The organism is Tenacibaculum sp. ZH5_bin.1, from assembly GCF_042865525.1.
In the GTDB taxonomy this organism is placed as follows: domain Bacteria; phylum Bacteroidota; class Bacteroidia; order Flavobacteriales; family Flavobacteriaceae; genus Polaribacter; species Polaribacter mesophilus.
Genome location: NZ_JBEGIO010000007.1, coordinates 20,138 through 46,483 on the forward strand (window position 1 = coordinate 20,138; position 26,346 = coordinate 46,483).

At 32.0% G+C, this 26,346-nt stretch carries 23 protein-coding genes and 1 pseudogene; 12 read left to right on the plus strand and 12 right to left on the minus strand.

What is annotated here, in order from left to right; all coding sequences use genetic code 11:
- Nucleotides 1-62 precede the first annotated feature (62 nt).
- From ABHQ57_RS14760 to ABHQ57_RS14790, 7 genes are all read right to left on the minus strand, one after another.
- Nucleotides 63-566 carry a hypothetical protein gene (locus ABHQ57_RS14760; RefSeq protein WP_167714145.1) on the minus strand — a complete coding sequence of 168 codons (504 nt, stop codon included), beginning with the start codon at nucleotides 564-566 and terminating at the stop codon, nucleotides 63-65.
- Between the two features lie 2 nt (nucleotides 567-568).
- Nucleotides 569-919, minus strand: a complete 351-nt coding sequence (locus ABHQ57_RS14765) for a hypothetical protein (protein WP_167714144.1) — start codon at nucleotides 917-919, stop codon at nucleotides 569-571.
- Between the two features lie 68 nt (nucleotides 920-987).
- Nucleotides 988-2,061: a PIN domain-containing protein gene (locus tag ABHQ57_RS14770; protein ID WP_167714143.1), complete on the minus strand. Its 1,074-nt coding sequence runs from the start codon at nucleotides 2,059-2,061 to the stop codon at nucleotides 988-990.
- Nucleotides 2,062-2,227: 166 nt separating this feature from the next.
- The gene (locus ABHQ57_RS14775) at nucleotides 2,228-2,527 is read right to left on the minus strand and encodes a hypothetical protein (protein WP_389864106.1); all 300 of its coding nucleotides are present in this window, start codon (nucleotides 2,525-2,527) and stop codon (nucleotides 2,228-2,230) included.
- Nucleotides 2,528-2,645: 118 nt separating this feature from the next.
- Nucleotides 2,646-3,233: a 2OG-Fe(II) oxygenase gene (locus ABHQ57_RS14780; RefSeq protein ID WP_389864108.1), complete on the minus strand. Its 588-nt coding sequence runs from the start codon at nucleotides 3,231-3,233 to the stop codon at nucleotides 2,646-2,648.
- Nucleotides 3,234-3,613: 380 nt separating this feature from the next.
- A complete protein-coding gene (locus ABHQ57_RS14785) occupies nucleotides 3,614-5,134 on the minus strand; it encodes a TlpA family protein disulfide reductase (RefSeq protein ID WP_389864110.1) in 1,521 nt (506 codons plus the stop codon).
- Between the two features lie 70 nt (nucleotides 5,135-5,204).
- The gene (locus ABHQ57_RS14790; protein ID WP_047790487.1) at nucleotides 5,205-5,432 is read right to left on the minus strand and encodes a hypothetical protein; all 228 of its coding nucleotides are present in this window, start codon (nucleotides 5,430-5,432) and stop codon (nucleotides 5,205-5,207) included.
- A gap of 625 nt (nucleotides 5,433-6,057) precedes the next feature.
- Between ABHQ57_RS14790 and nadC the strand changes: the two genes are divergently transcribed.
- The 12 genes and pseudogenes from nadC to ABHQ57_RS14850 all read left to right on the plus strand — a co-directional run bounded on the left by nadC (nucleotide 6,058) and on the right by ABHQ57_RS14850 (nucleotide 21,747).
- A complete protein-coding gene (gene nadC, locus ABHQ57_RS14795) occupies nucleotides 6,058-6,918 on the plus strand; it encodes a carboxylating nicotinate-nucleotide diphosphorylase (RefSeq protein WP_167714141.1) in 861 nt (286 codons plus the stop codon).
- Between the two features lie 84 nt (nucleotides 6,919-7,002).
- Complete coding sequence (locus tag ABHQ57_RS14800) at nucleotides 7,003-9,105, plus strand: M3 family metallopeptidase (protein ID WP_167714140.1); 2,103 nt, start codon at nucleotides 7,003-7,005, stop codon at nucleotides 9,103-9,105.
- The gene (locus ABHQ57_RS14805) at nucleotides 9,106-9,675 is read left to right on the plus strand and encodes a pentapeptide repeat-containing protein (RefSeq protein ID WP_047790484.1); all 570 of its coding nucleotides are present in this window, start codon (nucleotides 9,106-9,108) and stop codon (nucleotides 9,673-9,675) included.
- 103 nt (nucleotides 9,676-9,778) lie between these two features.
- A pseudogene (locus tag ABHQ57_RS14810) lies at nucleotides 9,779-10,156 on the plus strand (four helix bundle protein).
- 153 nt (nucleotides 10,157-10,309) lie between these two features.
- The gene (locus ABHQ57_RS14815) at nucleotides 10,310-11,245 is read left to right on the plus strand and encodes a YihY/virulence factor BrkB family protein (protein WP_167714139.1); all 936 of its coding nucleotides are present in this window, start codon (nucleotides 10,310-10,312) and stop codon (nucleotides 11,243-11,245) included.
- Nucleotides 11,246-11,361: 116 nt separating this feature from the next.
- Nucleotides 11,362-12,726, plus strand: coding sequence for a histidine--tRNA ligase (gene hisS / locus ABHQ57_RS14820; protein ID WP_125068333.1), 1,365 nt, complete (start codon nucleotides 11,362-11,364; stop codon nucleotides 12,724-12,726).
- Nucleotides 12,727-12,773: 47 nt separating this feature from the next.
- On the plus strand, nucleotides 12,774-13,466 hold the full coding sequence (gene folE / locus ABHQ57_RS14825) for a GTP cyclohydrolase I FolE (RefSeq protein WP_047790480.1): 693 nt from the start codon (nucleotides 12,774-12,776) through the stop codon (nucleotides 13,464-13,466).
- A gap of 314 nt (nucleotides 13,467-13,780) precedes the next feature.
- The gene (locus ABHQ57_RS14830; protein WP_167714138.1) at nucleotides 13,781-16,636 is read left to right on the plus strand and encodes a TonB-dependent receptor; all 2,856 of its coding nucleotides are present in this window, start codon (nucleotides 13,781-13,783) and stop codon (nucleotides 16,634-16,636) included.
- Nucleotides 16,637-16,711: 75 nt separating this feature from the next.
- Nucleotides 16,712-17,974, plus strand: coding sequence for a DUF5690 family protein (locus ABHQ57_RS14835; protein WP_167714137.1), 1,263 nt, complete (start codon nucleotides 16,712-16,714; stop codon nucleotides 17,972-17,974).
- A complete protein-coding gene (locus tag ABHQ57_RS14840) occupies nucleotides 17,964-19,115 on the plus strand; it encodes a TIGR03364 family FAD-dependent oxidoreductase (RefSeq protein WP_167714136.1) in 1,152 nt (383 codons plus the stop codon). The genes ABHQ57_RS14835 and ABHQ57_RS14840 overlap by 11 nt, the downstream gene beginning before the upstream one ends.
- Nucleotides 19,116-19,123: 8 nt before the next feature.
- Nucleotides 19,124-19,789 carry a phosphonatase-like hydrolase gene (locus ABHQ57_RS14845; RefSeq protein ID WP_167714135.1) on the plus strand — a complete coding sequence of 222 codons (666 nt, stop codon included), beginning with the start codon at nucleotides 19,124-19,126 and terminating at the stop codon, nucleotides 19,787-19,789.
- A 143-nt stretch (nucleotides 19,790-19,932) separates the two neighbouring features.
- Nucleotides 19,933-21,747, plus strand: coding sequence for a hemopexin repeat-containing protein (locus tag ABHQ57_RS14850; protein WP_167714134.1), 1,815 nt, complete (start codon nucleotides 19,933-19,935; stop codon nucleotides 21,745-21,747).
- Nucleotides 21,748-21,782: 35 nt separating this feature from the next.
- Here the strand turns inward: ABHQ57_RS14850 and ABHQ57_RS14855 are convergent, their stop codons facing one another.
- The 5 genes from ABHQ57_RS14855 to mtaB form a co-directional block, all read right to left on the minus strand.
- Nucleotides 21,783-22,358 carry an XRE family transcriptional regulator gene (locus tag ABHQ57_RS14855; RefSeq protein WP_047790475.1) on the minus strand — a complete coding sequence of 192 codons (576 nt, stop codon included), beginning with the start codon at nucleotides 22,356-22,358 and terminating at the stop codon, nucleotides 21,783-21,785.
- 212 nt (nucleotides 22,359-22,570) lie between these two features.
- Nucleotides 22,571-23,473, minus strand: a complete 903-nt coding sequence (locus tag ABHQ57_RS14860) for a lytic transglycosylase domain-containing protein (protein ID WP_167714133.1) — start codon at nucleotides 23,471-23,473, stop codon at nucleotides 22,571-22,573.
- Nucleotides 23,474-23,509: 36 nt separating this feature from the next.
- Complete coding sequence (locus tag ABHQ57_RS14865) at nucleotides 23,510-24,175, minus strand: alpha/beta hydrolase (RefSeq protein ID WP_167714132.1); 666 nt, start codon at nucleotides 24,173-24,175, stop codon at nucleotides 23,510-23,512.
- Entirely contained in the window at nucleotides 24,175-24,921 is a 747-nt protein-coding gene (locus tag ABHQ57_RS14870) for a DUF6438 domain-containing protein (protein WP_053056765.1), read from the minus strand. The genes ABHQ57_RS14865 and ABHQ57_RS14870 overlap by 1 nt, the downstream gene beginning before the upstream one ends.
- Before the next feature lie 36 nt (nucleotides 24,922-24,957).
- The gene (gene mtaB / locus ABHQ57_RS14875) at nucleotides 24,958-26,292 is read right to left on the minus strand and encodes a tRNA (N(6)-L-threonylcarbamoyladenosine(37)-C(2))-methylthiotransferase MtaB (protein WP_159494584.1); all 1,335 of its coding nucleotides are present in this window, start codon (nucleotides 26,290-26,292) and stop codon (nucleotides 24,958-24,960) included.
- Nucleotides 26,293-26,346 lie beyond the last annotated feature (54 nt).

A 26,346-nucleotide genomic window follows, 5' to 3' on the forward strand; every position in this document is an offset into this window, starting at 1 on the left:
TTACGTTATCAAATATATAAAACTAACACCTTATCTAAGGTAAATTTATTAACGAATTACTCTTATTTGTCTCTTAATCTCCCTACTAAAACAAATTTCTTATAACCAATATATTTCTGTCCATTAGAGTCTTTTCCAATAAAATACCAAAGTCCTGTTTTTGTATCACCGTATATGTAATCGCTGGTTGTCCAGTTATTTTTGTCAGAATAAGTTTCGCCTAACTTTAAAATCCCGTTTTCACAAGAATACCATTTTGAAAATTCAGATTTATTAAAAGGTCTACCGAAAATTGTATTTGAATCCCATTCATTATTAATGTAATTATAACCTCCAAATTCAACTATTTCCAACTCTTTATTTTTGGTTTTAACTGATGTTTCATAATTCCAAACATACTTCATTCGATTCGGTTTAGACCCATTATATACTTCGGCGTAAATAGTGTCTTTCGAATGAGTTACAATGATTCCCTTTTCATATTTTTTTAATATTTCGGGAATATCTTGACCAAAAGTAAGCTGAGTTAATAAGAAGAATAGGGTTAGAAATATATAACTTTTCATATTTATTCAAGTTTGTAAACTTTGGCTGAATAATAATCAACTTTCATAATGCATTTTTTCGAATATCCAGCATAACCAAAGTATCCATTAAATGTCACATATAAATTTGTGCCTTTAATTTCATAAAGGTCACCATCACCATCAGTTAATTCAATTTTATAATCTCCCTTATCAACTTTTGTTTTGACATAAATATATTCAATTTCATCACCATCTTCATTTAAAGTTTCATCATCTAATTCTACTTTTTTATAAAATTCATCAACTGTGTAACTGTCTAGATCTTCTAGATTTTGTCCAAATGAAAGATTTGAAATAATAATTAAAGTGAGCAATGTAAATATTTTCTTCATGTTTTTTGTAATTTTCAGAAGTAGGCGAGAACAAGCAATTACTTATAGCCATTGTTGCCCACAGTTTTTTATTCAATTTCTATTTTATCAAATTCATCAATTTCTACCTCAAGTATTTCGTCCTCATTCAATTCATCTAATTCAATACTTATTGTTTTCGTCAATTTTATTGGAACTACATCTTCAAGTAAAAAATAGTGTTTATTTAAATCTTCTGAAATACCAGGAAGGCTATCATCAGCCCAATAATCAGCCTTAAAAACTGCATAGTCAACAGAAGCTTCTCCATTTACAATTATTGGAACGAAAAATTTATCATCAATGAATTTTATGTTTAATTCGTCAATTTCAATTTTCACATCATCTATTGCATATACATTAACCTCACCGTTGTCAGAAGGTAATCCTGTATCATATAATTGCCAATAACTCTTGTTAGCTAAATATCCATAAACTGCATCTTCGAAAGAATCTTTGCTGTCTAACAAAATATCTTTTGCATCTGCAACACGTTGATTATATTTTAATTTATCATATTTCTTTTGAAGCTTTTTAAGCTCTGGATTTGAATATAGTTCTTCAAATGAAGAAAAAATATTTACATTTTTTAATGATTCACATTTTTCTCTCAAATTATTGTCGCCAGAAACTAAATAGACTTCCTCCTTCGATGATACTTTTTTTATTGTTTCATAAATAAAAGCATCAGGAATATCGTCTCTTTTTTTTAGGCTTTTAAAAGGTTTATCTCCAGTAAAATAAGCATCAAAAACGGCTATACTATCTTTCTCATCGTATTCATAAAGTTCAGCTTTTGATTCGTCCACAAAATCATCCCAAAGTTCTTTATTAGATGTGACAACGTTTTTCTCTAATTTAAGAATCTCTTTTTCAATTTTTTTTGCCGTTTCAAAATCAGATTTCCCCATTCCTTTTCGTTCAAAAGAACTTAAGGTCGATTGTAATTGCTTTAAATCGACTGTTAAATCAGCTATTGAACTTGAAGAACATTCTTTATAAACAAAGTAGGGAATATGAAGTTTTATCAACTCTTCTGTTCCCATATCCTTAATTAAGGAAATATCAGCTTTATTTAAGCCTCTATCTTTTTTAAATTCTGTACTGTCTATTATTATGTTCATTTTCAAATTGTGGCCAACTTATTTATATAGAAGTATAATACACGTTATACAACTATTTTGGCAAGGCTATTATTCTATATTTACAATCCCTGCGAACCTAATACAAAATATCTATACATTCTTATGGAATCCCATAAGCTTAGTTATTTAAGTAATAAAAGCAGTTTTACGTGTCATTAACGACTTCAGATGTAGTTGTCAAGGTCGCTGATATCGCGGCATGCTCCGAAGACACCACGGCATGGGTCGCTGATATCACGGCGTGCTCCGTTGACACCACGGCATGGGTCGCTAATATCACGGCGTGCTCCGAAGACACCACGGCACGGGTCGCTGATATCACGGCATGCTCCGAAGACATCGCGGCATGCTCCGTTGACACCGCGGCACGGGTCGCTGATATCACGGCATGCTCCGCAGACACCACGGCACGGGTCGCTGATATCACGACATACTCCGCTAACACTACGGCACAGACCTTTTTATCAAAGGCAATTGCCGTAACATCATAAGAACTTTATATAGAAATAAATCGCGAACTCTTAACAACTAAGCACTAACAACTAACAACTAGCGAGTAACCACTACCTGTACGGAGGTCCCGCAACCCAACCCACAATAGACTTACGAACCCCTTTGGTAATAGGAGTAACACGATGCATCATAAAAGAAGGAAAAACAATGATGGTCCCTTTTTCTCTAGGAGCACTTACAATTTTTTGATTTAGCATAAACTGTAAATCACCACCCTCATACTCATCAGGGTCAGATAACTGCATGGAAATACTCAGTTTTCTATCAGAAATTTCACCCGCACCAAAATCCAAATGCCAATCAAAAAAGTCTCCCTTAGTATAGCTAGCCAATTGCAAATTGTTATGAAAACCCAATAAATCAAACCAATACCGTTCGTTATTACACTGAATAGCCAACCCTGCCAATCGGTTGTAAATCCATTCAGTTTCAGGAGTATTTTCAATAAACATCACATCGCTTTTTCTAAGCTCATCATCATAAGTGTCAGATCCGCTAAGCGTAGCCTTAATTTTTTGATTCTCAATCCATAAATTCAAAATTCTATCCGTTTCATGCGGAAGAAATAATCCGTTGTAGTGTACAAATTCAGCAAAATTATGTTTTAACGGAAGACCAAAAGGATAGTTTATAGCCATGATATAAGAGTAGTTATAAGTTGAAAGAAAATTTCTTAATCTTTACAACACGTAAGTTTTAAAATTCGGTTAGTTTTTAGAAAGCAAAATATAAAAAACAAACAAGAAGAAGTAAAAAACAGTCGTAAAAGCAAGAAAATAAATCAAGAGTGTCAAACCTGTTGATGCCTTTAGAGACAGGAATATAGAAAACTGTCAGTTCGAGTGATTTAGAGGTACGAAAATCATACATCGACTTCGCTCAGTAGAACTATTGAGAACTAATTTAAAGGCTATAGCTCTTTTCCTTAAGAATAATGCATGCAAGGTTTTGATATTTAGTTATTAAAAAAACCGAACTAAAATGTTCGGTTTTTACTTTTATATGTTTAGGTTTAATATTACTTACTTAGGTATTTATTTAAAAAAACAGTTAATTCATCACCTTTAGGACCAGGAGCATTTTCATGAACGATTTTTCCTTGTTTATCAAGAAGTATATATCTTGGAATATTAACCAATTTAATTAATTTTAAAAAGTTTGCACTCTCTTGATTTAGCACCATATAACTATGCTGATAACTTTCCATATTTTCAGTTTTTACAGCGCTCAACCAGCTGTCTTTATTTTTGTCAATAGAAAGGTAAAGGAAAGTGATTTTTTCTTTTGAAAATTTATGTATCACCTTTTGATAGTCCGGCATAGATTCCCTACATGGGAAACACCAACTAGCCCAAAAATCGATAAATATGTAATTACCGTTGTTGTTTTTTATTAAATCATTCAAAGAACTTATTTCTTGATTATGATTTATAAGTTTTACATCATTCTTAATATTTTCAAATATATCAATATCAAGTAAATACTTGTCTTCCAGAATAGTATTTAATCTGTCATCTTGGTATTTGTTTTTAAATTCATTAAATTTTGATCTAGTAACATTAAAAGATTCTCCAAAATTAATCATAGCTTCAATACTTAAAAACCGAGCATATTTTGTAAGTGAGTCATTAAAATATAAAGGAGCATTATCAAAAGCCTCTACATAGTTAATGTATTGTCTTGAGCGAGTATAGGTAGGTTTAGATTTAATTACATTCTTTCTTAAGAAAGAAAGCATTAATGTTTTGGAATAGGGGTTTAAAAGAAGGCTGTCGTTTATAAAAATGGTTGAATTGAGTTTGCCTTTAGCAGCTTTTGATTTGAAATAACGATAGAATAATTTTAATTTATTGTTATATTCTATTAAAGACTTATATCTTAAATGCTCTTTTAAATCATTAGGTAGCTCTTGTTTTTTAAAAAAATCAATTTTATACAAGTAAAGTTTGTTCAATAGTTTAAAAAGAATTTTTTCTTCTTCATGTTTAGAAGGATATATACCTCTGTTTACTTTTACAGGATAGCTAACAAATTTTTGATAATCATTATTACCAATCATCGGCCTTTTATTGTGGTTTATAGAATAAAAGATATTAGTTAAGGAATCTATTTGTTTTTTGAAGCTTTGATAGATGCTATCTTGCTTTAATTTTTGTGAAACTTCTTTAAATCGTTTGTTATTTTGGTTGTAGGAGTTAACAATATATTCTATTCTGTCTTCATAAGCTTTAATCTTTATGCTGTCACCTTTACCTAAAAAGAGAGTATCGGGAACAATTTTTTTATGACTTAAATAAATAAATTCACCTTTATTTAATTTTATATTAATAGTATCTATCTTCTTTTTTGATGTATAGAGACTTTTATCAATGTTTTGATAACTAGATTCTTTTCTTAATGCAATTTGATTATTAGAATAGTTTTCTATGCAAACAATTAATTCATTTAAAGGTTTAGGAGTTTCATTATTTTTTTTACTGGTACAAGAGAAGAATAATAAAGTAAAAAGCACAAGTGAAATAGGTTTTATCAGCGTCATTTTTAATTTTAATTATTAAAGGAAAGGTTTTTTTAACCTTTCCTTTAAATTAGTTTAAACTGTGTTCTTTTTAGCAAGAGGCACAACAATACCCAGAAGCATAGCTACCATCGTTATACTCTTGCTGAAGTTGATAAGCAGATTGGGCTTCTTCTACCGAATAAACTTTTGCAGACCAATGTCTAAAAGAACCATCTTCATTTCTTACTGCAATTCTACAAGTTGAACCAGCAATACTGTGAAGTTCTTTCCTGTTAAGTATTGTAACTCCATTTAGATTAACAATTTTGTTTAGCATAATAAAATTTTATAAATTATTTTTTGGGTGAACTATTAAAGACACTCACCTTTGTGTCTATCCTTCGCGAAATGATATTATAATTAAAAGTTTAAAATCAATTGTGTTTTTTAAAAGAGTGGAATCCGTAAAGGAAAAATCTTTTCAAAGGTATCTTATAAAAATATTTTTTTTTAAAAAAAAACCGTAAAAAAAGTAAGGTTTTTCCTTATGTGTTTGTTTTTAATGCTTGATTGTTAGTTTTTTAGCGTGTTGTTGGAAAGGGCGGCTCAATTTACAGACGTTACTGTATGTTTTAAAATTATAAAAAAACAAAAGTAGTATCGAGAACTAATTTAAGCGTTATAACTCTTTTTCTCGATACAAATATTACTCATTTCAATAGTAAAATTCACTCGAATTAACAAAATTTCATCAAAATGTACGATGTAAAAAGTGTAAGATAATACGCTAAAAATAAACTAAACACATACCATACACACAAAGTAGTAGAAAGTGAAAAACAACCTGTAACAGGTTTAGAATTTTGTTAGTAAAGAAACGGTAAAAATTACACAACAATAAGCAGTAAACTCAAAACAGAGAACTAAAAATAATTGTATTTTTACCTCAACAATTCAATACTATGATTTCACAAGAACAATTTAATAAAGAGTTAGATTTAATTATAGCAAATGCTATTAGAGAAGATATAGGAGATGGAGACCATACATCATTATCATGCATCCCTGCCGAGGCAACAGGAAAAGCAAAACTATTAGTAAAAGACGAAGGAATAATAGCTGGAGTAGAATTTGCCAAAATGGTGTTTAACTATGTAGATGCCGATTTAAAAGTAGAAACGTTGATTAATGATGGCTCACCCATAAAATACGGAGATATTGTTTTTTATGTATCAGGAAAATCACAGTCTATTTTAATGGCAGAACGTTTGGTACTAAACGCAATGCAACGTATGAGTGCTATTGCAACCAAAACTAAGTTTTTTGCTAATTTGTTAGAAGGAACCAAAACCAAGGTGTTAGACACTCGTAAAACTACACCAGGAATCCGTGCTTTAGAAAAGTGGGCGGTAAAAATAGGAGGCGGAGAAAATCACCGATTTGCTTTATACGATATGGTAATGATTAAAGACAATCACATCGATTTTGCTGGCGGAATTACTCAAGCCATTACCAAAACCAAAAAGTACCTAGCAGAAAAAGGATTGGATATTAAAATTATTGTGGAGGCACGTAGCCTAGAAGAAATTGAAGAGATTTTACAAAACGAAGGTGTGTACAGAATTTTGATAGACAACTTTAACTATGAAGATACTCGCAAAGCGGTTGAGTTGATTGGAGATACATGTTTAACAGAGTCTTCAGGAGGAATTAACGAAGAAACCATTCGTAAGTATGCAGAATGCGGAGTTGATTTTATCTCATCAGGAGCCTTAACACATTCAGTATACAATATGGATTTAAGCTTAAAAGCTGTTGATTAATTAAGAATCGTCATTACGAGTGAAACGAAGTAATCTTAACAGGTAATTACGTTCACTTTGTTTAAATACTAAAAAAACAAACCAATGAAAAAACAACTATTACTCATAGCAACGCTAGTAGTAGCTATGTCGTGTAAAACAGAGCAAACTAAAAAAGAAACCACTTCAAACATGGTAGAAAATCCATTATTAGTAAAAAGTTCTTTAGACTTTGGAGCACCAGATTTTACTAAAATAAAGAACGAACACTTTATGCCTGCAATTTTAAAAGGTATGGAAGTTCAAAATGAAGAAATAGCTAAAATTATAGCAAACACAGAAGCGCCAACATTTGAAAATACAATTATCGCTTTTGAAGAAAGTAGTAAAACGTTAGATAATGTTGAGGCTGTTTTTTATGCTTTAGCAGGAGCACATACAAACGATACAATTAAAGACAATCAAAAAGAATTAGCGCCTAAGTTTTCTAAACACAACGATGAAATTTTATTAAACACTAAGTTGTTTGAAAAAATAAAAGCGGTACACGATAATTTAGAGAATCTAGAATTGGATGCTGAGTCTAAACACTTGGTTAAAGAACAGTATAAAAAGTTTGTAAAAGCAGGAGCTAACTTATCTGAAGAAAAGAAAAACGAGCTAAAAGAAATCAATGCAGAATTAGCAAGTTTATCTAACGACTTCGGAAAAAAGTTACTAGACGCTAGTAAAAAAGGAGGGTTAACGGTTACTGATAAAGAACAGTTAAAAGGACTTTCAGAAGAAACAATTAAAGGTTTAGAGAAAGACGGTAAATACGAAATTCAACTGATTAATACTACACAACAACCTTTATTACAAACTTTAGAAAATAGAGAAGTTCGTAAACAATTGTTTGAAAAATCAATTCACAGAACTGATGCGGGTGAGTATAACACAAGCGATTTAGTAAAGAAAATGGCATCGTTACGTGCTAAAAAAGCACAAATCTTAGGTTTTGACAACTTTGCAAGCTGGAGTTTACAAGGAACAATGGCATCTACACCAGATAAAGTTTTTGAAATGTTCAACGGATTAATTCCAGGGTCGTTATCAAAAGTAGCTGCCGAAACGAAAGAAATTCAAGCAGAAATCAATAAAGAAGGAAACGACTTTACTTTAGCTCCATACGACTGGAATCATTTTGCAGAAAAAGTACGTAAGTCTAAATACAACTTAAACGAAGATGAGGTAAAACCATATTTTGAGTTAACCAACGTATTAGAAAAAGGTGTGTTTTATGCGGCTACAAAATTATACGGAATCACCTTTAAAAAGCGTACCGATATTCCTACCTATCATCCAGATGTAGTAGTGTATGAAATCTTTGAAGAAGACGGAAGCAAGTTAGGATTGTTCTACGGAGACTTCTTTGCAAGAGATAGTAAGCGCGGTGGCGCGTGGATGGGAGCTTTTGTAAAGCAATCGAAATTAAGAGGTCAAAAACCAGTAATTTACAACGTTTGTAATTACCCAAAACCAGCAGAAGGAGAACCAGCATTAATCAGTTTTGATAATGTAGAAACTACCTTCCATGAGTTCGGACATGCGTTACACGGTTTATTCGGAAATCAAAAATATGCATCAATTTCAGGAACAAGTACTGCAAGAGACTTTGTAGAATTTCCATCGCAGTTCAATGAAAACTGGGCAACTCATCCAGAGGTATTAAATAACTACGCATTACATTATAAAACAGGAGAAGTAATTCCAGATGCGTTATTACAAAAAATTAAGAATGCAGGAACGTTCAATCAAGGATATTCAATTATTGAAAACTTAGCATCTTCTAATTTAGATATGCAATGGCACACCATATCAGCAGATACAAACATTGAAGATGTAGCTAAATTTGAAGAAGAGGCATTAGCTAAAATGAAGTTAAAGATTGATGAGGTGCCACCAAGATACCGTTCAACCTATTTCGCACATATTTTTAGTGGAGGATACGCTGCAGGATACTACTCGTATTTATGGACAGAAATGTTAAGTCATGATGCCTACGATTGGTTTAAAAACAACGGATTGTTAACCAGAGAAAATGGTCAGAAGTTTAGAGAACAAATCTTGTCGAAAGGAAACACGATGGACTATGCAGAAATGTATAAAGTTTTTGCAGGAAGAGATCCACAAGCTGAACCAATGTTAAAAGCGAGAGGATTACAATAAATGAATGATTTCTTTGACAACGAAACATTTACAAAAGTTGATTTTACACTAACAAAAATCAACAAAGGAGAATATGACAGCTGTACGTTCGAGAATTGCAATTTCGAGAACGTACATGCTTCAAATATTGAATTTTTAGAGTGTGAGTTTATCAACTGTAATTTTAGCAATACAGTGGTAAACCACACTTTTTTTAAAGATTGCACTTTTGAAAATTGTAAAATGGTTGGGGTAAAGTTTAATGAATGCAACAACTTTTTGCTAGAAATGAGCTTTCATAACTGCCAACTAAACTTATCTTCTTTTTACCAATTAAAAATTCCTACTACAAAATTTATAAGTTGTAATTTGCAAGAAGTAGATTTTGTTGAAGCTGACTTAAGTAGGGGGCTCTTTAAAGATTGTGATTTAAAAGGAGCAATTTTTGATCAGACGAATTTAGAAAAAGCAGATCTTACAACTGCCACTAATTTTGCAATCGATCCTGAAAATAATAGTATTAAAAAAGCTAAATTTTCCAATGAGAATATTGTAGGATTGTTATATAAATATGATATTGTGGTGGAGTAATGTGGTTGGGGTTATTGAAGTAGCAAAGATGCTGAGAAGTAAAGTTAGAAAGAGGCAAAGTTTCTAAGAGTTATAGAAGCAAAGTGAAAAAGAAAAGTATAAAATGAAAGAGAAAACACGTATAAAAACATTCAGAGATTTATTGGTTTGGCAAAAATCGATGGGTTTTGTAACAGAGGTTTATAAAATGTCTAATAATTTTCCTAAGGAAGAAGTTTTTGGACTAACTTCACAAATGAGAAGAAGCGCAGTTTCAGTACCAAGTAATATTTCTGAAGGGTTTGGAAGACAAAGTTTAGGAGATTTTATTCGGTTTTTAAATATTGGAATAGCTTCGTTGTTTTAATTACAAACGCAACTTGAAATTTCTTCAAACTTAGCGTATATTTCAAAAGAATCTTTTGACAGGCTTTATGAAGAATCAAGAGAGATAGAAAGAATGTTATCAAGTTTAATAAGAAAGCTAAAGGAAAAACGATAAAAACTATGCAACTTTGATATAGTAACACTATTCAACTTTGAAACTAAAAAAACTAGCATCTTTAAACCTCAGGAACTAATGATACTTTGCAGCTAAAAACACTTTGCATCTTAGAATCTCTGAAACTAGAAACACTTTGCAACTAAAAAGAAAATGACTAAACAGATAGAAGAAGGCCTTGAGAAAATTCCAGTAATAAACTGGCTCGTAGCCTTTGGAAAGAAAATTAAAATTCCGGGGTTAGAAGGAATGTCTTTGTATGATGTACTCGAAATGTATGTTATCGGTATTGTAAAAGGAGCATTAACAACAAGGGCAGGAGGTATTGCTTTTAGTTTCTTTATGGCAATCTTTCCATTCTTATTATTCATTTTAACACTCATCCCATACATTCCAATTGATGGGTTCCAAGACGGACTACTCTCTTTAATGCAAGAAGCGTTACCACCAAAAACCTTTGAAGCGGTAGATTTTGTGATAAAAGATATTATTAACAATCAGTACGGAGGATTGTTATCATTCGGTTTTTTAGCCTCTATTTTTTTAATGACAAATGGTGTAAACGCGATATTTGGTGGATTCGAATATTCTTACCATGTAACAGAAATGAGAAGCGTTTTTAGAGCTTATTTTGTTTCCTTAGCGGTATCATTACTCATGTCTTTCTTCTTAATTGTAACGGTAACATTGATTATTTTTTATCAAATAGCGCTAACAAGAATCCATAAAATAGGATGGCTAAATACAGGAGATTTAGATTTGTTTTACTACGGAAGAGGTTTCTTGTTTTTAGTAATGATTTTTACCATTGTATCGCTACTTTTTAGATACGGAACCAAACAAGGGAAAGAAGTAAAATTCTTTTCACCAGGTGCTATTTTAACTACCGTAGTATCTATGTTTACTTTTTACTTATTTGGAATTTATGTAGTAAAGTTTGCGCAATACAACCAACTATACGGTTCAATTGGTACCCTGTTAATTTTAATGCTTTTTGTGTGGTTAAACGCAATTATTCTTCTCCTAGGCTTTGAGTTAAATGCTACAATTTATCGTTTAAAACGTAAAAATAAAGCGAGAGTTAAATAACATTTTTCTTCATATTTTTTCGGATATTTGCAGGCTAAATAGAACAATAAACAATTGTCAATTAACAACAATCATAAACTGATTACTGGTAATTGATAAATGATAATTAAAAGAATATGAAACCAGGAATCCCAAAAGGAACAAGAGATTTTTCATCAACGGAAGTAGCAAAGAGAAACTATATTTTTAATACGATTAAACATTCGTTTGAAAATTTCGGATTTCAACCTATTGAAACGCCAAGTTTTGAAAACTCTTCTACATTAATGGGAAAATATGGAGAAGAAGGGGATCGATTGATTTTTAAAATCTTGAATTCTGGTGATTATTTAAAGAAAGTAGATGAAAACTTATTGGCAGATAAAAACAGTCAAAAAGTTACGTCGAAAATTTCTGAAAAAGCATTGCGCTACGACTTAACAGTACCGTTTGCACGTTACGTAGTACAACACCAAAACGAAATTACATTTCCATTTAAACGTTACCAAATTCAACCAGTTTGGAGAGCTGATAGACCTCAAAAAGGACGTTTCCGTGAGTTTTATCAATGTGATGCTGATGTAGTAGGAAGTACTTCACTATGGCAAGAAGTTGAATTCGTTCAATTATATGATACCGTTTTTAGTAAGTTAGGATTAAATGGTACGACTATCAAAATCAATAACCGAAAAATCTTGTCTGGAATAGCTGAGGTAATTGGAGCATCAGACAAATTGATTGATTTTACAGTGGCTTTAGATAAGTTAGATAAAATAGGAAAAGACGGTGTGGTTAAGGAGATGTTGGAGAAAGGAATTTCTGCTGAAGCCATTGAAAAAGTGGATCCGTTATTTAACTTTTCAGGAAGTAATCAAGATAAGTTAGCTTCTTTAGAGGCTATGTTACAAGGGTCGGAAGAAGGATTGCAAGGAGTGGCCGATTTAAGAACTGTGGTTGATAATGTAGAAAGTATTGGGCTAGATTCAGCAAGCTTAGAATTAGATGTAACCTTAGCTAGAGGATTAAACTATTACACAGGTGCTATTTATGAAGTAGCAGCACCTGAAGGTGTAAAAATGGGTTCTATTGGTGGTGGAGGTCGTTATGACGACTTGACAGGTATTTTCGGTTTAAAAGATGTTTCTGGAGTAGGAATATCTTTCGGATTGGATAGAATTTACTTGGTGATGGAAGAATTAGGACTGTTTGAAGCAGTAGAATTGCCAAAACCTAAAGTATTGTTCTTAAACTTTGACGAAAACGAGAGTTTAGATAAAATAAAAGCCATAAAAGCATTAAGACAGAACAATATTAAGTCAGAAATGTATCCAGATGTGGCAAGCAGTAACAACCAGCAAAAAAAGCAATGGAAGTATGCTACAAATAGAGAAATAGAGTTTGTAGTTACAACTGTTGAAAACGGTACGCTTGTTGTTAAAAATATGTCTACAGGAGAGCAAACTACTTGTTCTTTAGACGAATTGATAAATAAAGTGCAGTAAATTACCAACAATGTTGTAAATTTGCGCCCTACTAATTTTAGATAGAAATGTTTGAAGTGAACAACAACAAAATGAATGACGATAGAATTGACGAAATAGGAGAGAACCACATTGCTACGTCGGCTAAAACACCTTTACGTGCAGATGCTTTCGATATTTCTGACGACGAAAAAATAGAAAGAATTCAAGAAAGTGTTAAAGAAATTCTTGAAACTCTAGGAATGGACTTAACAGACGATAGCATGCAAGGTACTCCTAAAAGAGTTGCAAAAGCTTTCGTAAATGAGTTGTTTATGGGTTTAAACCCAAAAAACAAACCAAAGGCATCAACATTTGACAATACATACAAGTATGGTGAAATGTTAGTTGAAAAAAACATTATTGTATATTCAACATGTGAGCATCATTTATTACCAATTATTGGTAGAGCACATGTGGCGTATATTTCAAATGGTAAAGTAATCGGTTTATCTAAGATGAATCGTATTGTAGAGTATTACGCTAAGCGTCCGCAAGTACAAGAGCGTTTAACAATGCAAGTAGTACAAGCTATGCAAGAAGCATTAGGAACGCAAGATGTTGCTTGTGTTATAGATGCTAAACATTTATGCGTTAACTCACGAGGAATTAAAGATATTGAAAGCAGTACAGTAACTGCTGAGTTTGGTGGAGCATTTAAAAACAAAGAAACCAAGCGTGAATTCTTAGATTACATAAAATTAAACACTGATTTTCAATAGAAAATAAGTTGTAAATAAATTACAAAGCTCATTCTTTAGAATGAGCTTTTTTTACTTCTAGTAAAAAAGTATAACAAGAGAACTCTCAACCTTAGTTGAGAGTTTTTTGTTTTTATCTATACCTAAATTAGTTTTTAACTAGTTGAAATACAGTGTTATTTACGTTTAGTTAAAACTAAAACCTTTGGTGTTAACAATTCTGTTACGCTATAATAGCAATTCGTAAAAGTTTTCTTAATGTTTAAAAGTTTACAAATAGTAAAATAATATAGTGATTTGCAATATTAATTTTAATAATTGTAAATAATAAACCAATGAATAATTTTAAACTTTTACTAAGTTCACTATTTGTTCTTTTTACATGTAGTGCAGCTTTAGGTCAGGGGGCTACTATTGTTGGAATAGTAAATGATGGAAATTATCCTTTGCCTGGTGCTAGTGTTATGTTGTCGGGAACAACAAAAGGCGTTAACACAGATTTTGATGGAAATTTTGTGTTGTCTAATGTCAAAAAGGGGGAAGTTACCTTAGAGATATCTTACATAGGTTTTGAAACAAAAAGAGTTTCAATTAACACGAATGTAAAGAAAAATGTAGGTGTAATTATGTTAGTACCATCTAACCAAAATTTAGAAGAAGTAATTATTACCTCTTCAGGAAGAAGAAACAGTGAAGCAAGAGCATTGAGTATTCAAAAGAAATCAATGAGTATAATGAATGTAATTGCAGCAGATGGAATAGGGAAATTACCAGACAGAAATGCAGCGGAAACGGTACAACGTATTCAAGGACTATCTATTGAAAGAGATCAAGGAGAAGGACGTTTTGTATCAGTTCGTGGATTGCCGCCATTCTGGGCTTCTACAACAATTAACGGAAACCGTATTCCTACCGCAGAAGAAGAAACAACTTCAAGAGCTACTGCTTTCGATTTTTTCCCATCAGAGTTAATCTCATATGTACAAGCAGCAAAAGCATACACACCAGATATGGAAGCTGATGGTATTGGTGGAGGAGTAAACTTTATTACACAAACAGCACCCGCAAAAAGAGTTTTAAACGTAAATGTTGGTGGTGGTTATAATGAAAAATCTGGAGAGCCTATTTACAATGCTTCATTAACGTATGGAGATAGAAGTAAAGATGGAAAGTTTGGATTTATTGTTAACGGTTCATATTGGAATAGAAATTGGGGAACGGACAATTTTGAAGCAAGAAGAAAAGGAGATGAAGGTGTATTTAGAATGGAGTTAAGAGATTACAACGGTGTAAGAATAACCAAAGGGTTAAACGGAGCGATGGAGTATAATTTTACACCAGAACATAAAATGCACTTTAGAGGAGTGTACGGAACATTGTCAGATACCGAAACACATTATAAGCATAGAGTACGTTTTGATAAGTTTGATTCGGGAACAAACACAGCAAGAGTTGAGTTACAAAATATTTACAATGAACTAATTACTGAAATGATTGGTGGTGAAATTGGAGGGAGACATATTACAGGTAATGGTAAGTTTGATTGGAGTATTGCTAATTATAATAATGAGTTTAGATACGGCGGAATTCCAACAGAGCAAGACAAGAGCTACTATGTAGTGAAGTTTAAGCAAGATGGAGTAGGAATGAAACCTGAATATTTACAAAATAGACCGGAAGCAGATGGTGGAGCTGGAGACGATAGAGCTTATTGGAAAGCAGATGGTGGATTGTTAGACTATAACGATACAGATGCTTTATTTGGTTTCTTTAGCGATCCTTCATTTAAAATGGATGCGTCTCAAATGTCGTTTGCAGATTTAGAGTTGTATAAAATATCAATTAAAGAGCGTGACAATATTGTAGCGTCTTTAAACTATGAACATACTTTTAATGATAACTTTAAAATAAAAGTAGGTACTAAGTTTAGAGATAAAGATCGTAGAGCTAAGTTTGAGGACGTGTATTATGGTTGGGATGAAGTAAACGCAGGAATAACACCTAATTTGTCAGATTACTCTCAAAATATCATAGAGCAACCAGGGAGAGCTGATTTTTTAAACGAAATGGGGTCTAATATTCAGTCTACTTTTGGGCCAGTATTATCAGAACAAGGAATGGTAAACTTCTGGAAAAACAATAAAAACAACCTAACTGTTTTAGAAGGAGATTCAGAAATTTTACAAAACGGTGGAGGTTTAGGAAGAAACTTTAATGTAGATGAAACTCATTTATCATTCTACGGAATGGGAACCTTAAAATTATCAGATCAATTTACGGTATTGGGAGGTTTACGAGCTACCAAAACAGAAACAGAGGTAAATGGATATGTTTGGGATGCAGATCAAAGCCAATTAAATGCTGTAAGAAATGTAAAAGACTATTGGGCAGTATTACCAATGTTACATGTAAAATACTCACCAAAAACTGATTTAAACATTCGTTTTGCTGCAACAAGAAGTTTCTCAAGACCAAACTTTGGAGATATTGCTCCTGGAGGTACCTTTATCTCATTTGATAACGAGTTTAAAGGAGGGAATCCAAACTTAAATCCTACATTCTCATGGAACTTTGATTTATTAGGAGAGTACTACTTTAAAAATGTAGGAGTAATAAATGCAGGTATTTTCTATAAGTCAATTACCGATCCTGTATTCAACGATACGTACCAGGGTACTTACAACGGAAATACAGGAGTAGAGTTTAGTACACCGGTAAATGGAGCAGACGCTTGGATTGGTGGTATAGAATTAGGGATTAACAAACGATTTGACTTCTTACCAGGATTCTTACAATACTTCGGAACTCAGTTAAATGCAACATTTATGGATTCTGAAATGACAAAACCAAGTGGAAGAAAAGTATCTATTGCATACCAAGCTAACACTTTATTTAATGCACAGTTATTCTTTGAAAAAGGAGGATTCAATACACGATTAGCCTACAACCACAAAGGAAGCTATGCAATTGGGTTTGGAGAAAGAGACATTGATGATATTTACTATGGAAAATACAATACACTAGATTTTTCAGCCTCATATCAAATAGGTAAAAACTGGACCATTTTTACAGATGTAAATAACCTATTAAACAATCCCTTAATTTATCATTATGGAAAAACTGAAGAGCGTCCTAAGCAAGTAGAGTTCTACGGGATAAAAGGAAGCATCGGTGTAAAGTATAATCTGTAATGAACTTGTTTTCTGTTTATAAATGCAATGCGGGCTCTCATTTTTATGAGGGCTTGCATTATTAAAAAAGTTAGTATGAATATAAGATTTATAGCAAGAGCCTCTATAGCAGCTTTCGGTACGTACTTTTGTATGTATGCTTTTCGAAAGCCATTTACAGTAGCCACTTTTGCCGATGAAAGTTTTTGGGGAATTGATTATAAAATTCTCTTGATAATAGCCCAAGTAATTGGATATACATTATCAAAGTTTATAGGGATAAAAGTCATTTCCGAAATGAAATCAGGTAAAAGGATGCTAGCTTTAGTTGGCTTTATTCTATTTGCAGAAGTAAGCTTGTTAGGTTTTGCTATAACTCCCGCACCCTACAATATCTTATTCCTGTTTTTAAACGGATTACCTTTAGGTATGGTTTGGGGAATTGTGTTTTCTTATTTAGAAGGAAGGAAAGCCACAGAACTATTAGGAGTAATTTTGTCCTCAAGTTTTATAGTTTCTTCAGGAGCTGTAAAATCAGTTGGAAAAATAGTGTTGGATAGTTTTGGATTTAACGAATATTGGATGCCTTTTATAACGGGACTGTTTTTTATAATTCCGTTGATATTTTTTGCTTGGTTACTAGAAAAGTTACCCAAACCAACAGCAGAAGATACACGACTTAAAGTAGTACGTAAACCCTTAGATTCAGCTGGAAGAAAAAAGTTATTCAAAGAATTTTCAGGTCCTTTAATACTTATCGTTTTCTTTTTTATGCTACTCACAGCATTAAGAGATTTTAGAGACAACTTTGCCCGAGAAATCTGGGATTCTTTAGGATACAAAGACGCTTCAATTTATAGTATTTCAGAAATTCCTATAGCCATTATTGTACTCATTATTTTAGGGGTAATAGGAAGCATTAGTAAAAACTACAAAGCATTTGTATACTATCATTATGTGTTGTTTGTATCGTGCTTAGCAGTGATTATTAGTACTTATTTATTTCAATACAACGAAATTTCAGCATTAACATGGATGATTATTTCTGGTTTAGGACTGTATAGTTGCTATGTGCCTTTCAACGGAATATTTTTCGACCGCATGATAGCTACTTTTAAAATAAACGGAAATGTAGGATTCTTAATCTATATAGCTGATGCTTTTGGTTACTTAGGAAGTATATTAATTCTATTATATAAAAACTTCGGAAAAGGAGATATTTCATGGCTAAGCTTTTTTACATACGCACTTTACATTTTAGCATTTATAGGAATACTTATAACACTATATAGCTTTTACTTTTTTAAAGCTAAAAAAAACAAAGAACAAAAAATAAATCAATTAGTATATGAATCATAAATATGACCTTATTGTTGTTGGAGGGGGAGTTTTAGGAACTTTTCATGCCTATCATGCTGCAAAGAAAGGGTTGTCAGTAGCTATTTTAGAAAAAGATAACAAACCACAAGGAGCTACCGTTCGTAATTTCGGACAAGTAGTACCTTCAGGGATGAATCAAAAATGGCAAAACTATGGAAGAGAAAGTTTAGCTATTTATAAAGAAATTCAACAACAGTTTGATGTTTCTATACGTCAAAACGGAACTGTATATATCGCATCAAACGAAGAAGAAGTTCAGTTAATAGAAGAATTGCATCAAATTAATAAAAATAATAGCTATACGTCACAGTTGTTAACCAAAGAACAATGTTTAGATAAATATGCTGGCTTGCGAAGTGATTACTGTAAAGCAGGGTTGTTTTTTCCTGAAGAAGTAACTGTGGAGCCTAGAGTTATGATTCTTCGTTTACATGAGTTCATGAAAAAAGAATTGAATGTAACAATACACTATAATACTAACGTGATTGCTACAAATAATGTTACCAGTGGTGTATCAGTGTTAACATCAAATTCCGAAGAATTATTGGCGTCAAAAGTAATCGTCTGCAACGGAAGTGATTTTAAGACATTGTATCCGTCAATATATAATGAAAGTGATTTAATTGTATCTAAGCTACAAATGATGCAGACGAAACCACAGAAGAATTACCAATTAGACGGATCTATTTTAACAGGATTGACTATTAGAAGGTATGAAGCTTTTGAAGAGTGTGCTTCATGGAATGTGATAAAAGCTAAAGAAGATCCGAATTCGTTTGAGAAAAAATATGGAGTACATATTTTATTTAAGCAAGCGACAGATGGTTCTGTTATTTTGGGTGATTCACACGAATATGCAACAGCAAAAAATATAGACGACCTTGGATTTGACTTGAATGAAGACATAGATAACTTCATGATTCAAGAAGCTAAAAAAATTATCGATTTACCAACATATGAAATTCAACATCGTTGGGCAGGTTTTTACAGTCAATGTAAAACCAAAGACCTTTTCGAACATTCGGTAGGAGAAAATATACACATTGTAACAGGAATTGGAGGAAAAGGAATGACAGGTAGCGCAGGCTTTTCAAAAGAAAGTATTAATAAATTATTTTAAGTAAATAGATGTTAGAAAATATTAAAATGGTTGTTTTTGATATGGCAGGAACAACAGTAGATGAGCAAAATGTAGTGTATAAAACCTTACACAGAGCATTAAATGCACACGGAGTAGCAGTTGATTTAAATAACGTTTTAAAAATTGGAGCAGGAAAAGAAAAACATCAGGCTATTAAAGATGTTTTAGTTGAATTCATGCCAATTAAACTGGGGCATTCTGAAGCAATATTTGAAGAGTTCAAAAAAATGCTGGATGAAGCTTATGAAAACTTAGAAGTAAAGCCTATAAAAGGCGTAGAGAATGTATTGCTTAATTTAAGACAAAAAGGAATAATAGTAGTTTTAAATACGGGTTATAACAGACAAGTAGCAGAAAAGCTGTTAGAAAAATTAGCATGGGATAAGAATATACATTACGATATGTTATTAACTGCTTCTGATGTAGAAAAAGGACGTCCTCATCCAGAAATGATACAAAAAGCAATGGAAGTTTTTAATATAACTAATGCTAGTTTTGTTTTAAAAGCAGGAGATTCAGCCATCGATATTGAGGAAGGTAAAAATGCAAATTGTGGTGTAACCATCGGTGTTTTATCAGGAGCACAAACTAAAGAACAGTTAGAAGTCCAAAATCCAGATTATATTTTATTGTCTTTGAGTGAGTTAGTTTAATAAAATGTAAATGATATGTTTGCTAAATATATATTTAATGTTAGCTAATTTATCTTTGTATTAAGACTCGAAAACTATCTTTTAAAAGTTTACTAATAGTGTATTTTTGATTAATAAATTAACTATTAGTAAACTTTTTTAAAATGAAAACCAATTATTTAGTAAAGCTAAGCGCTTTAATTTTATTGTTCGCATTGTCGAGCTGTCAAGAGAACAACTTGGATGAGGTATCCAAAAAAAAAGGAAAACTAGAACGACAAACAAAATCTTCTTTAAAGAAAAAGGTACTTGTTGTAGGCTTTGATGGAATCCAATTTGAGAAAATTGCAGGAACTTCCACTCCAAATTTAGATAAGCTGAATATTGTAAAAGCTTATGCAGGAGGTATTGATAATACTTCTTCTGAACAAAAAACAAGTAGTGGACCGGGGTGGTCAACTATTTTAACAGGTGTTTGGGTAAATAAACACGGAGTTACAGACAACAATACTTCTCATATTTCGAAAGCGAAAAGTGTTTTTCAATTAATTAAAGAATCAAATTCAGGGCTAAAAACTGCTAGTGTTGTTACTTGGGGACCTATTCATGATTTCTTTAGAGAGCAACTGAATTATATTGATTACCACTCAAAAAGTGGAGGAGATGAAAATTCGGTCACAGGAGCCATTCATGCAATTAATAATGAAAATTCAGACGTGGTTTTTGTGCATCTTGATGATGTAGATGGTGTAGGGCATTCTTTAGGTTTTGGTAGTGCTTATAATAATGCTATTACCAAAGCAGACGAACAGTTCGGTAGAATTGTAGCTGAGGTAGAAAAAAGAACGAACGAAGATTGGTTAATATTAGTAGTAACAGATCACGGAAGAGGTTTTGGTGGATTTAACCATGGAGGACAAACAACGCAAGAAAAAACAATTTTTGTAGGAATGAACAAAGAAGGAAACGCTGAATTCAACTCATATGTTTCAAATGTACCAAATCAAGATTTTGGCGGAATTTACGGTCATATTGCACAAACAGCAATTGTTCCCTCTATCTTAACTCACTTAAATATCCCGATTCAAAAAGAATGGCAATTAAATAGTACTTCTTTAGTAGGGAATGTAGGTGCTAGGAAGGTAATGATGCAAAATACCAATACAGTTTATTGGAGTTCTAATGCGTCTAATAATGTTGATGTTTATAAAAACAATGCATACGTAGCAACGGTACCTGCTTCACAAGGGTATTTTACCGATGCTAACAATTCTGATGGAAGTATTAACTACACCCTGTTACTTGATGGGCAAACAGGTTCTGTAGCTTATAATAATTCTCAAATAATAGCAGGATTAGATTGGAATGATTTTGCAGACAATAGAGCTTATTTTTTTAGAAGTGACAATAGTTATATACGTTATGACAAACTGTTAGATAAGTCTGATGATGGTTACCCAAAAGAGGTAAACAACAGTACTTGGCCAGGGTTAGGGGAGTATAAAGATTTAATTAGTGCAGCTTTTAAATGGCATAATCATAAAGGATATTTCTTCTTAAAAGATGGAAGGTATTTACGTTACGATATGAATAATGATTCTGTAGATGCGGGATATCCAGCAAACATAACAAATGGAAATTGGCCTGGGTTGGAACCATATAAGGATAAAATTGTGGCAGCTTTTAAAAGAAATAATAGTAAAGCTTATTTCTTTTTAAATGATGGAACTTATATAAGATATAGTATAACAAATGACTCTGTAGATTCTGGGTACCCTGTAGCTATTACCAATGGAAGCTGGCCAGGGTTAGGAGATTACGCAACAAAGATTACAGCAGCTGTAGATTGGGGCGTAACTTATTGTTATTTCTTCCTTGATGATAATACATACATTAAGTATAACAAATCAACAGATAGTGCAGTGTCAGGTTATCCTAAAGAGGTTAACAATAGCACTTGGCCTGGATTAAAAAACTAAAAGGGTAAAATAAGTAGGGTGTATGAGCACCCTACTTAATTATTTTCTGAATAAAAATATAGGACCAACATGGTACAAGGTGTTTGAGTACGATTAACAGGTACATGAGGAAGCCTTCCGTCAAAATACAAAGAGTCACCTTCTTTAACTGTAACTTCAACATTATCGATAAGATAGGTGCATTCACCACTCATAATGTATTTAAACTCCCAGGCATCAGTAATTACCTTTTCTCTTTTAGAATTGGGAGATACAGTTAATAAAACAGCTTCAAAACCAACGGCATTTAAACTTTTACCAAAAATTTGATAATAAGTAAATCCTTCAGCTTCTACTTCTTTTTCTATTAATTGCTGTTCCTCTTTTTTAATATGAATATATTTTGAACCAGTTTTTTTCTCAACACCTTCAAAAAAAGTACTGGCATCTATTTCTAAAGCACTTATAATTTCTAATAAAACAGGTAAAGATGGAATGGTTCTTCCGTTTTCTATTCTTGAAATTAGACCATTACTTACTTGCGCATTGGTTGCTAAAGTATTAATTGTAATATGTTGCTTTTTTCTAATTTCTTTAATTCGTTTTCCTATTCCAATTAAAAAATTATCCATAAATACTTACTGATTTTTTCTTAATTTTTTAACGCCATCCACTATAAACCAAGAAGCAAATAATACTCTAAAGAGTAGGAAAACATATTGGTTTTCGGTTGTAAAGCTGAATAAAAGTCGATACACTTCTCTTTTTTGAAAAAAGATAGAAAATGTATTAATTAAAATAAATATACCTATGAATAAATATATAAAAGGAAGTACTTTTTTCACTATTTAACAGGGATTTTAATTTCGTATAGTTTTCTACTACGGTTGTTTAACTTGTTTTCACGTAACCAAGAGTTATGTAGCTTAAGCTCTTTGTAGGTAATTCCGAATTTTTTAGCAAATAAAGCAATGTTGCTAATAGCTGTATCTACTTTAACAGTATAGGTTTCAGGAAGTGTATATAAATCTTCTTGATCGAAAACAAAACCATACTCTTTTGGGTTAGAAATAATTTCTTTTAAGGCTAAAATTCTAAAAACATAACGTTCAGTTTCATCTGGTAATAAAGCATCATAATAACTGGTTACACCTTGAGCATCTAATCTTTTTGAAATACCGTAGTTTCCTGCATTGTAAGCTGCTGCTGCAAGTGTCCAAGAACCAAAACGTTCTTTTGATTTCTTTAAATATTCAGCAGCTACTTTAGTAGATTTTTCAATATGGTAACGTTCATCAACATTACTATTAATTTCTAATCCATATTCTCTTCCTGTTTGTTTCATAAAGTGCCACATACCAGCAGCTCCTACATGTGAAGTTTCATCAATAAATCCACTTTCAGCCAAGGCTAAAAATTTAAAATCGTCAGGTAAGCCATATTTTTCTAGTAGAGGTTCTAAAATAGGGAAGTATTTATTAGCACGTTTTATTAATAACAATCCATTAGACTGCCAATAGGTGTTTACTAAAAGCTCGCGATCCATTCGTTCTCTAATGTCAGGTTTTTCAATAGGTACTCTTTCTCCAGCTAAATTTAAATCGTTAGGTAGTTTTAAAGCTTTAACCTTATAGCTTTCTGCCACATTTTTAATGGTAGGTTCGTTTGATTTACTTATAGTATTGGTAAATAAAATTCCAACAAATACTATAGTTAAGATAGATAAGAAGCGGATTGATTTGTTCATTTGTTCTTTTAGTTTTTGTCAAGTTGTGTAATGGTATTAATCCATCAAAAAACATTCCTTTTTTAATATTTCAGAAATAGTTTTTGCCTTTGTCAGTATCATCACATGTGTACCATTTTCAACTTCAATTGCGTTTTTGATATACTTTATAGGAAAAACCTCGTCTTTTTTTCCATGAATATGTATTATTCCAGGAATCGATTTTTCTTGCTCCCAATGTAATACGTTGTATATAGCCCATTGCAAATACTTTTTATCTCTTATGGATAAATATATTTTATATAACTCAGCTCGTTTTTTTAAATAATCATTAAAAAAGTAGCGTTCATAACTTTCAATATTTGAAATAACTTTAGAAGGGAAAAGCTTATAGGCTTTTGTTATTTGTGCTAATTTAAAACGTTTGGGGAATTCTTTGCTGTTTTTAACGCTAGAAATTATAATTACTTTTTTACAATTAATAATTTTACTCATCTCTTGTACGATAATACCTCCAAAAGAAACTCCAATTAATACAGGGTTTTTATGTTGGATTTTAGCACATAATCGTTCGGCATATTCTTCAATACTTTCATCGATAGATGTTGGAAGCATCCAATCTAGAAAGTGTAATTCAAAATGTTCTTCTGGTAAAGAAATACGCTCAAATATTTTGGTATTGGCAGCTAAACCAGGAACAAAATATAAGTGAGTTTTAGGCATTATTCAATAAACTTTTTGTCTAATAAAATACCATCTATATATTCATGTATATCAATAAGTTCATCAGGAATATCTTTCCATAAACGAATTAAGATTTGTTTTCCATCATGAACTATGTAAGTGCTAGATAAATCGGGTATTCTAGGATTGTTATAAGCGTCTTTAAAATTTTTAAAATCCTTTTTTGCAAGTTTTTCGTTTAACTCTTGTAATTGTTTTTCAGAAAGCGTAAATTTCTGAATACCTTTTACAAGTACATATTCTACTCCGTTGTAAACAACGTTTCCTTTTTTATCAATGGAAACAGTATATACTGGGCAGTCACCAAAACATTGAGTTTTAGTAATTCTTAATAGATTGTTTTTTTCTTCGGAAATAATGTTAGTTAATTTTTCTTCCGTGTTGGCATCAATCAATCTGAACTCACCACTTTCTTGTAATTTATCAATCCAAAAATCACGTTTCCCTTCTGGAACTTCAACAATACCTATTTTTGAAGCATCTGTTTCATAAGCCATTTTACTCCAAGTTAAACCGCTATTTTTTATAAGTGATTTTACATCATCAATACTTTTAGCGTTTTTAAGAACAACAATCAGTTGATTTTGAGAAGTCATAGGTTTAGTAGCTTCTTCTTTAGCAATTATTACTTTTTCAGTAGGCTCAGCTAGTTTAGTTTCAGAACCTTTTTTAGGAATACCACAAGAGATTCCTAAGGCTAAAAAAGAGTATAATAAATACTTCATAGGTAGTTTTTTTGATTGAGTGAACTAGTTGACAAGTTAAGCAATAACTTCAGTATCTACAAAATCAAAACGAACTAAACCATCTTCATCAATTTTTGTTAACGTAACTGTGTGTAATGTATTTACTAATTCAGGATTCCAAGGAGCTTTAACTTTTACATAGTTTTCGGTAAATCCATGGATATACCCTTCTTTGTTCTCACTTTCAAATAAAACTGTTAAGGTGTTACCTAACTGACTTTCATAAAAAGCTCTACGTTTTTTAACAGATAATCCACGCAGCATTTTACTTCGTTTTGCACGTGTTTTCTTTGGAACCACACCATCCATTTCGTTAGCTTCAGTATTTGGTCTTTCAGAATACGTGAAAACGTGTAAGTAAGAAATATCTAAATCAGCTAAATAGTTATAGGTTTCTAAAAACAATTCATCTGTTTCACCAGGGAACCCAACAATAACATCTACACCAATACAAGCGTTAGGCATTACTTCCTTAATTTTTGCAACTCTATCAGTATATACTTTACGTAAATAGCGACGCTTCATTTTCTTTAAAAGTGTGTCACTTCCTGATTGTAGAGGAATGTGAAAATGAGGAACAAACGTATTTGAGTTGGAAACAAAATCAATTGTTTCATCTTTTAATAAGTTAGGTTCAATTGAAGAGATTCGTAAACGGTTAATTCCTTCTACTTTATCAAGAGCTTGTACCAACTCTAAAAAGGTATGTTCGTGTTTTTTATTACCGAATTCACCTTTTCCGTAGTCACCAATATTTACTCCTGTTAAAACAATTTCTTTAATCCCTTTTTCAGAAATTTCTTTGGCATTTTTCAATACGTTTTCTAACGTATCACTTCGAGAAATTCCACGTGCTAACGGTATCGTACAGTAAGTACATTTGTAGTCACAACCATCTTGCACTTTTAAGAAAGCACGGGTACGATCTCCAATAGAATACGAACCTACATAAAAATCGGCATCTTCAATTTCACAAGAATGTACTTCACCAATGTCATTTTTGGTTAAGTCGTTAATATAGCTAGTTACATTAAACTTTTCCGTAGCACCCAGTACCAAATCTACCCCATCAACTGCAGCTAATTCTTCTGGCTTTAATTGTGCATAACATCCTACACCAATAACAAAAGCTTCTTCATTTTTCTTTAAAGCAGATTTTACAATACTCTTAAAGCGTTTATCAGCATTGTCTGTTACCGAACAAGTATTAATCACATATATATCTGCTTCCTCTTCAAACTCAACACGCTCAAACCCTTCATTAACAAAGTTTCTGGCAATGGTTGAGGTTTCAGAAAAATTTAATTTACAACCTAAGGTGTAAAAAGCTACTTTCTTATCTACATTCATCTTTTCTCTATCCTAAATAAAAAAACAAAAGCCTTGTACAAGTCTTTAATTTTT

What these genes read in the sequence shown, in the direction of transcription:
- ABHQ57_RS14865 (WP_167714132.1), bottom strand. Translation starts at nt 24,175, where the DNA reads ATGCCTAAAACTCACTTATATTTTGTTCCTGGTTTAGCTGCCAATACC.
- ABHQ57_RS14835 (WP_167714137.1), top strand. Translation starts at nt 16,712, where the DNA reads ATGAATATAAGATTTATAGCAAGAGCCTCTATAGCAGCTTTCGGTACG.
- ABHQ57_RS14870 (WP_053056765.1), bottom strand. Translation starts at nt 24,921, where the DNA reads ATGAAGTATTTATTATACTCTTTTTTAGCCTTAGGAATCTCTTGTGGT.
- ABHQ57_RS14770 (WP_167714143.1), bottom strand. Translation starts at nt 2,061, where the DNA reads ATGAACATAATAATAGACAGTACAGAATTTAAAAAAGATAGAGGCTTA.
- ABHQ57_RS14860 (WP_167714133.1), bottom strand. Translation starts at nt 23,473, where the DNA reads ATGAACAAATCAATCCGCTTCTTATCTATCTTAACTATAGTATTTGTT.
- folE (WP_047790480.1), top strand. Translation starts at nt 12,774, where the DNA reads ATGTTTGAAGTGAACAACAACAAAATGAATGACGATAGAATTGACGAA.
- ABHQ57_RS14855 (WP_047790475.1), bottom strand. Translation starts at nt 22,358, where the DNA reads ATGGATAATTTTTTAATTGGAATAGGAAAACGAATTAAAGAAATTAGA.
- ABHQ57_RS14840 (WP_167714136.1), top strand. Translation starts at nt 17,964, where the DNA reads ATGAATCATAAATATGACCTTATTGTTGTTGGAGGGGGAGTTTTAGGA.
- ABHQ57_RS14780 (WP_389864108.1), bottom strand. Translation starts at nt 3,233, where the DNA reads ATGGCTATAAACTATCCTTTTGGTCTTCCGTTAAAACATAATTTTGCT.
- hisS (WP_125068333.1), top strand. Translation starts at nt 11,362, where the DNA reads ATGAAACCAGGAATCCCAAAAGGAACAAGAGATTTTTCATCAACGGAA.
- ABHQ57_RS14760 (WP_167714145.1), bottom strand. Translation starts at nt 566, where the DNA reads ATGAAAAGTTATATATTTCTAACCCTATTCTTCTTATTAACTCAGCTT.
- ABHQ57_RS14815 (WP_167714139.1), top strand. Translation starts at nt 10,310, where the DNA reads ATGACTAAACAGATAGAAGAAGGCCTTGAGAAAATTCCAGTAATAAAC.
- ABHQ57_RS14830 (WP_167714138.1), top strand. Translation starts at nt 13,781, where the DNA reads ATGAATAATTTTAAACTTTTACTAAGTTCACTATTTGTTCTTTTTACA.
- ABHQ57_RS14850 (WP_167714134.1), top strand. Translation starts at nt 19,933, where the DNA reads ATGAAAACCAATTATTTAGTAAAGCTAAGCGCTTTAATTTTATTGTTC.
- ABHQ57_RS14805 (WP_047790484.1), top strand. Translation starts at nt 9,106, where the DNA reads ATGAATGATTTCTTTGACAACGAAACATTTACAAAAGTTGATTTTACA.
- ABHQ57_RS14790 (WP_047790487.1), bottom strand. Translation starts at nt 5,432, where the DNA reads ATGCTAAACAAAATTGTTAATCTAAATGGAGTTACAATACTTAACAGG.
- ABHQ57_RS14765 (WP_167714144.1), bottom strand. Translation starts at nt 919, where the DNA reads ATGAAGAAAATATTTACATTGCTCACTTTAATTATTATTTCAAATCTT.
- ABHQ57_RS14785 (WP_389864110.1), bottom strand. Translation starts at nt 5,134, where the DNA reads ATGACGCTGATAAAACCTATTTCACTTGTGCTTTTTACTTTATTATTC.
- ABHQ57_RS14845 (WP_167714135.1), top strand. Translation starts at nt 19,124, where the DNA reads ATGTTAGAAAATATTAAAATGGTTGTTTTTGATATGGCAGGAACAACA.
- nadC (WP_167714141.1), top strand. Translation starts at nt 6,058, where the DNA reads ATGATTTCACAAGAACAATTTAATAAAGAGTTAGATTTAATTATAGCA.
- ABHQ57_RS14800 (WP_167714140.1), top strand. Translation starts at nt 7,003, where the DNA reads ATGAAAAAACAACTATTACTCATAGCAACGCTAGTAGTAGCTATGTCG.
- mtaB (WP_159494584.1), bottom strand. Translation starts at nt 26,292, where the DNA reads ATGAATGTAGATAAGAAAGTAGCTTTTTACACCTTAGGTTGTAAATTA.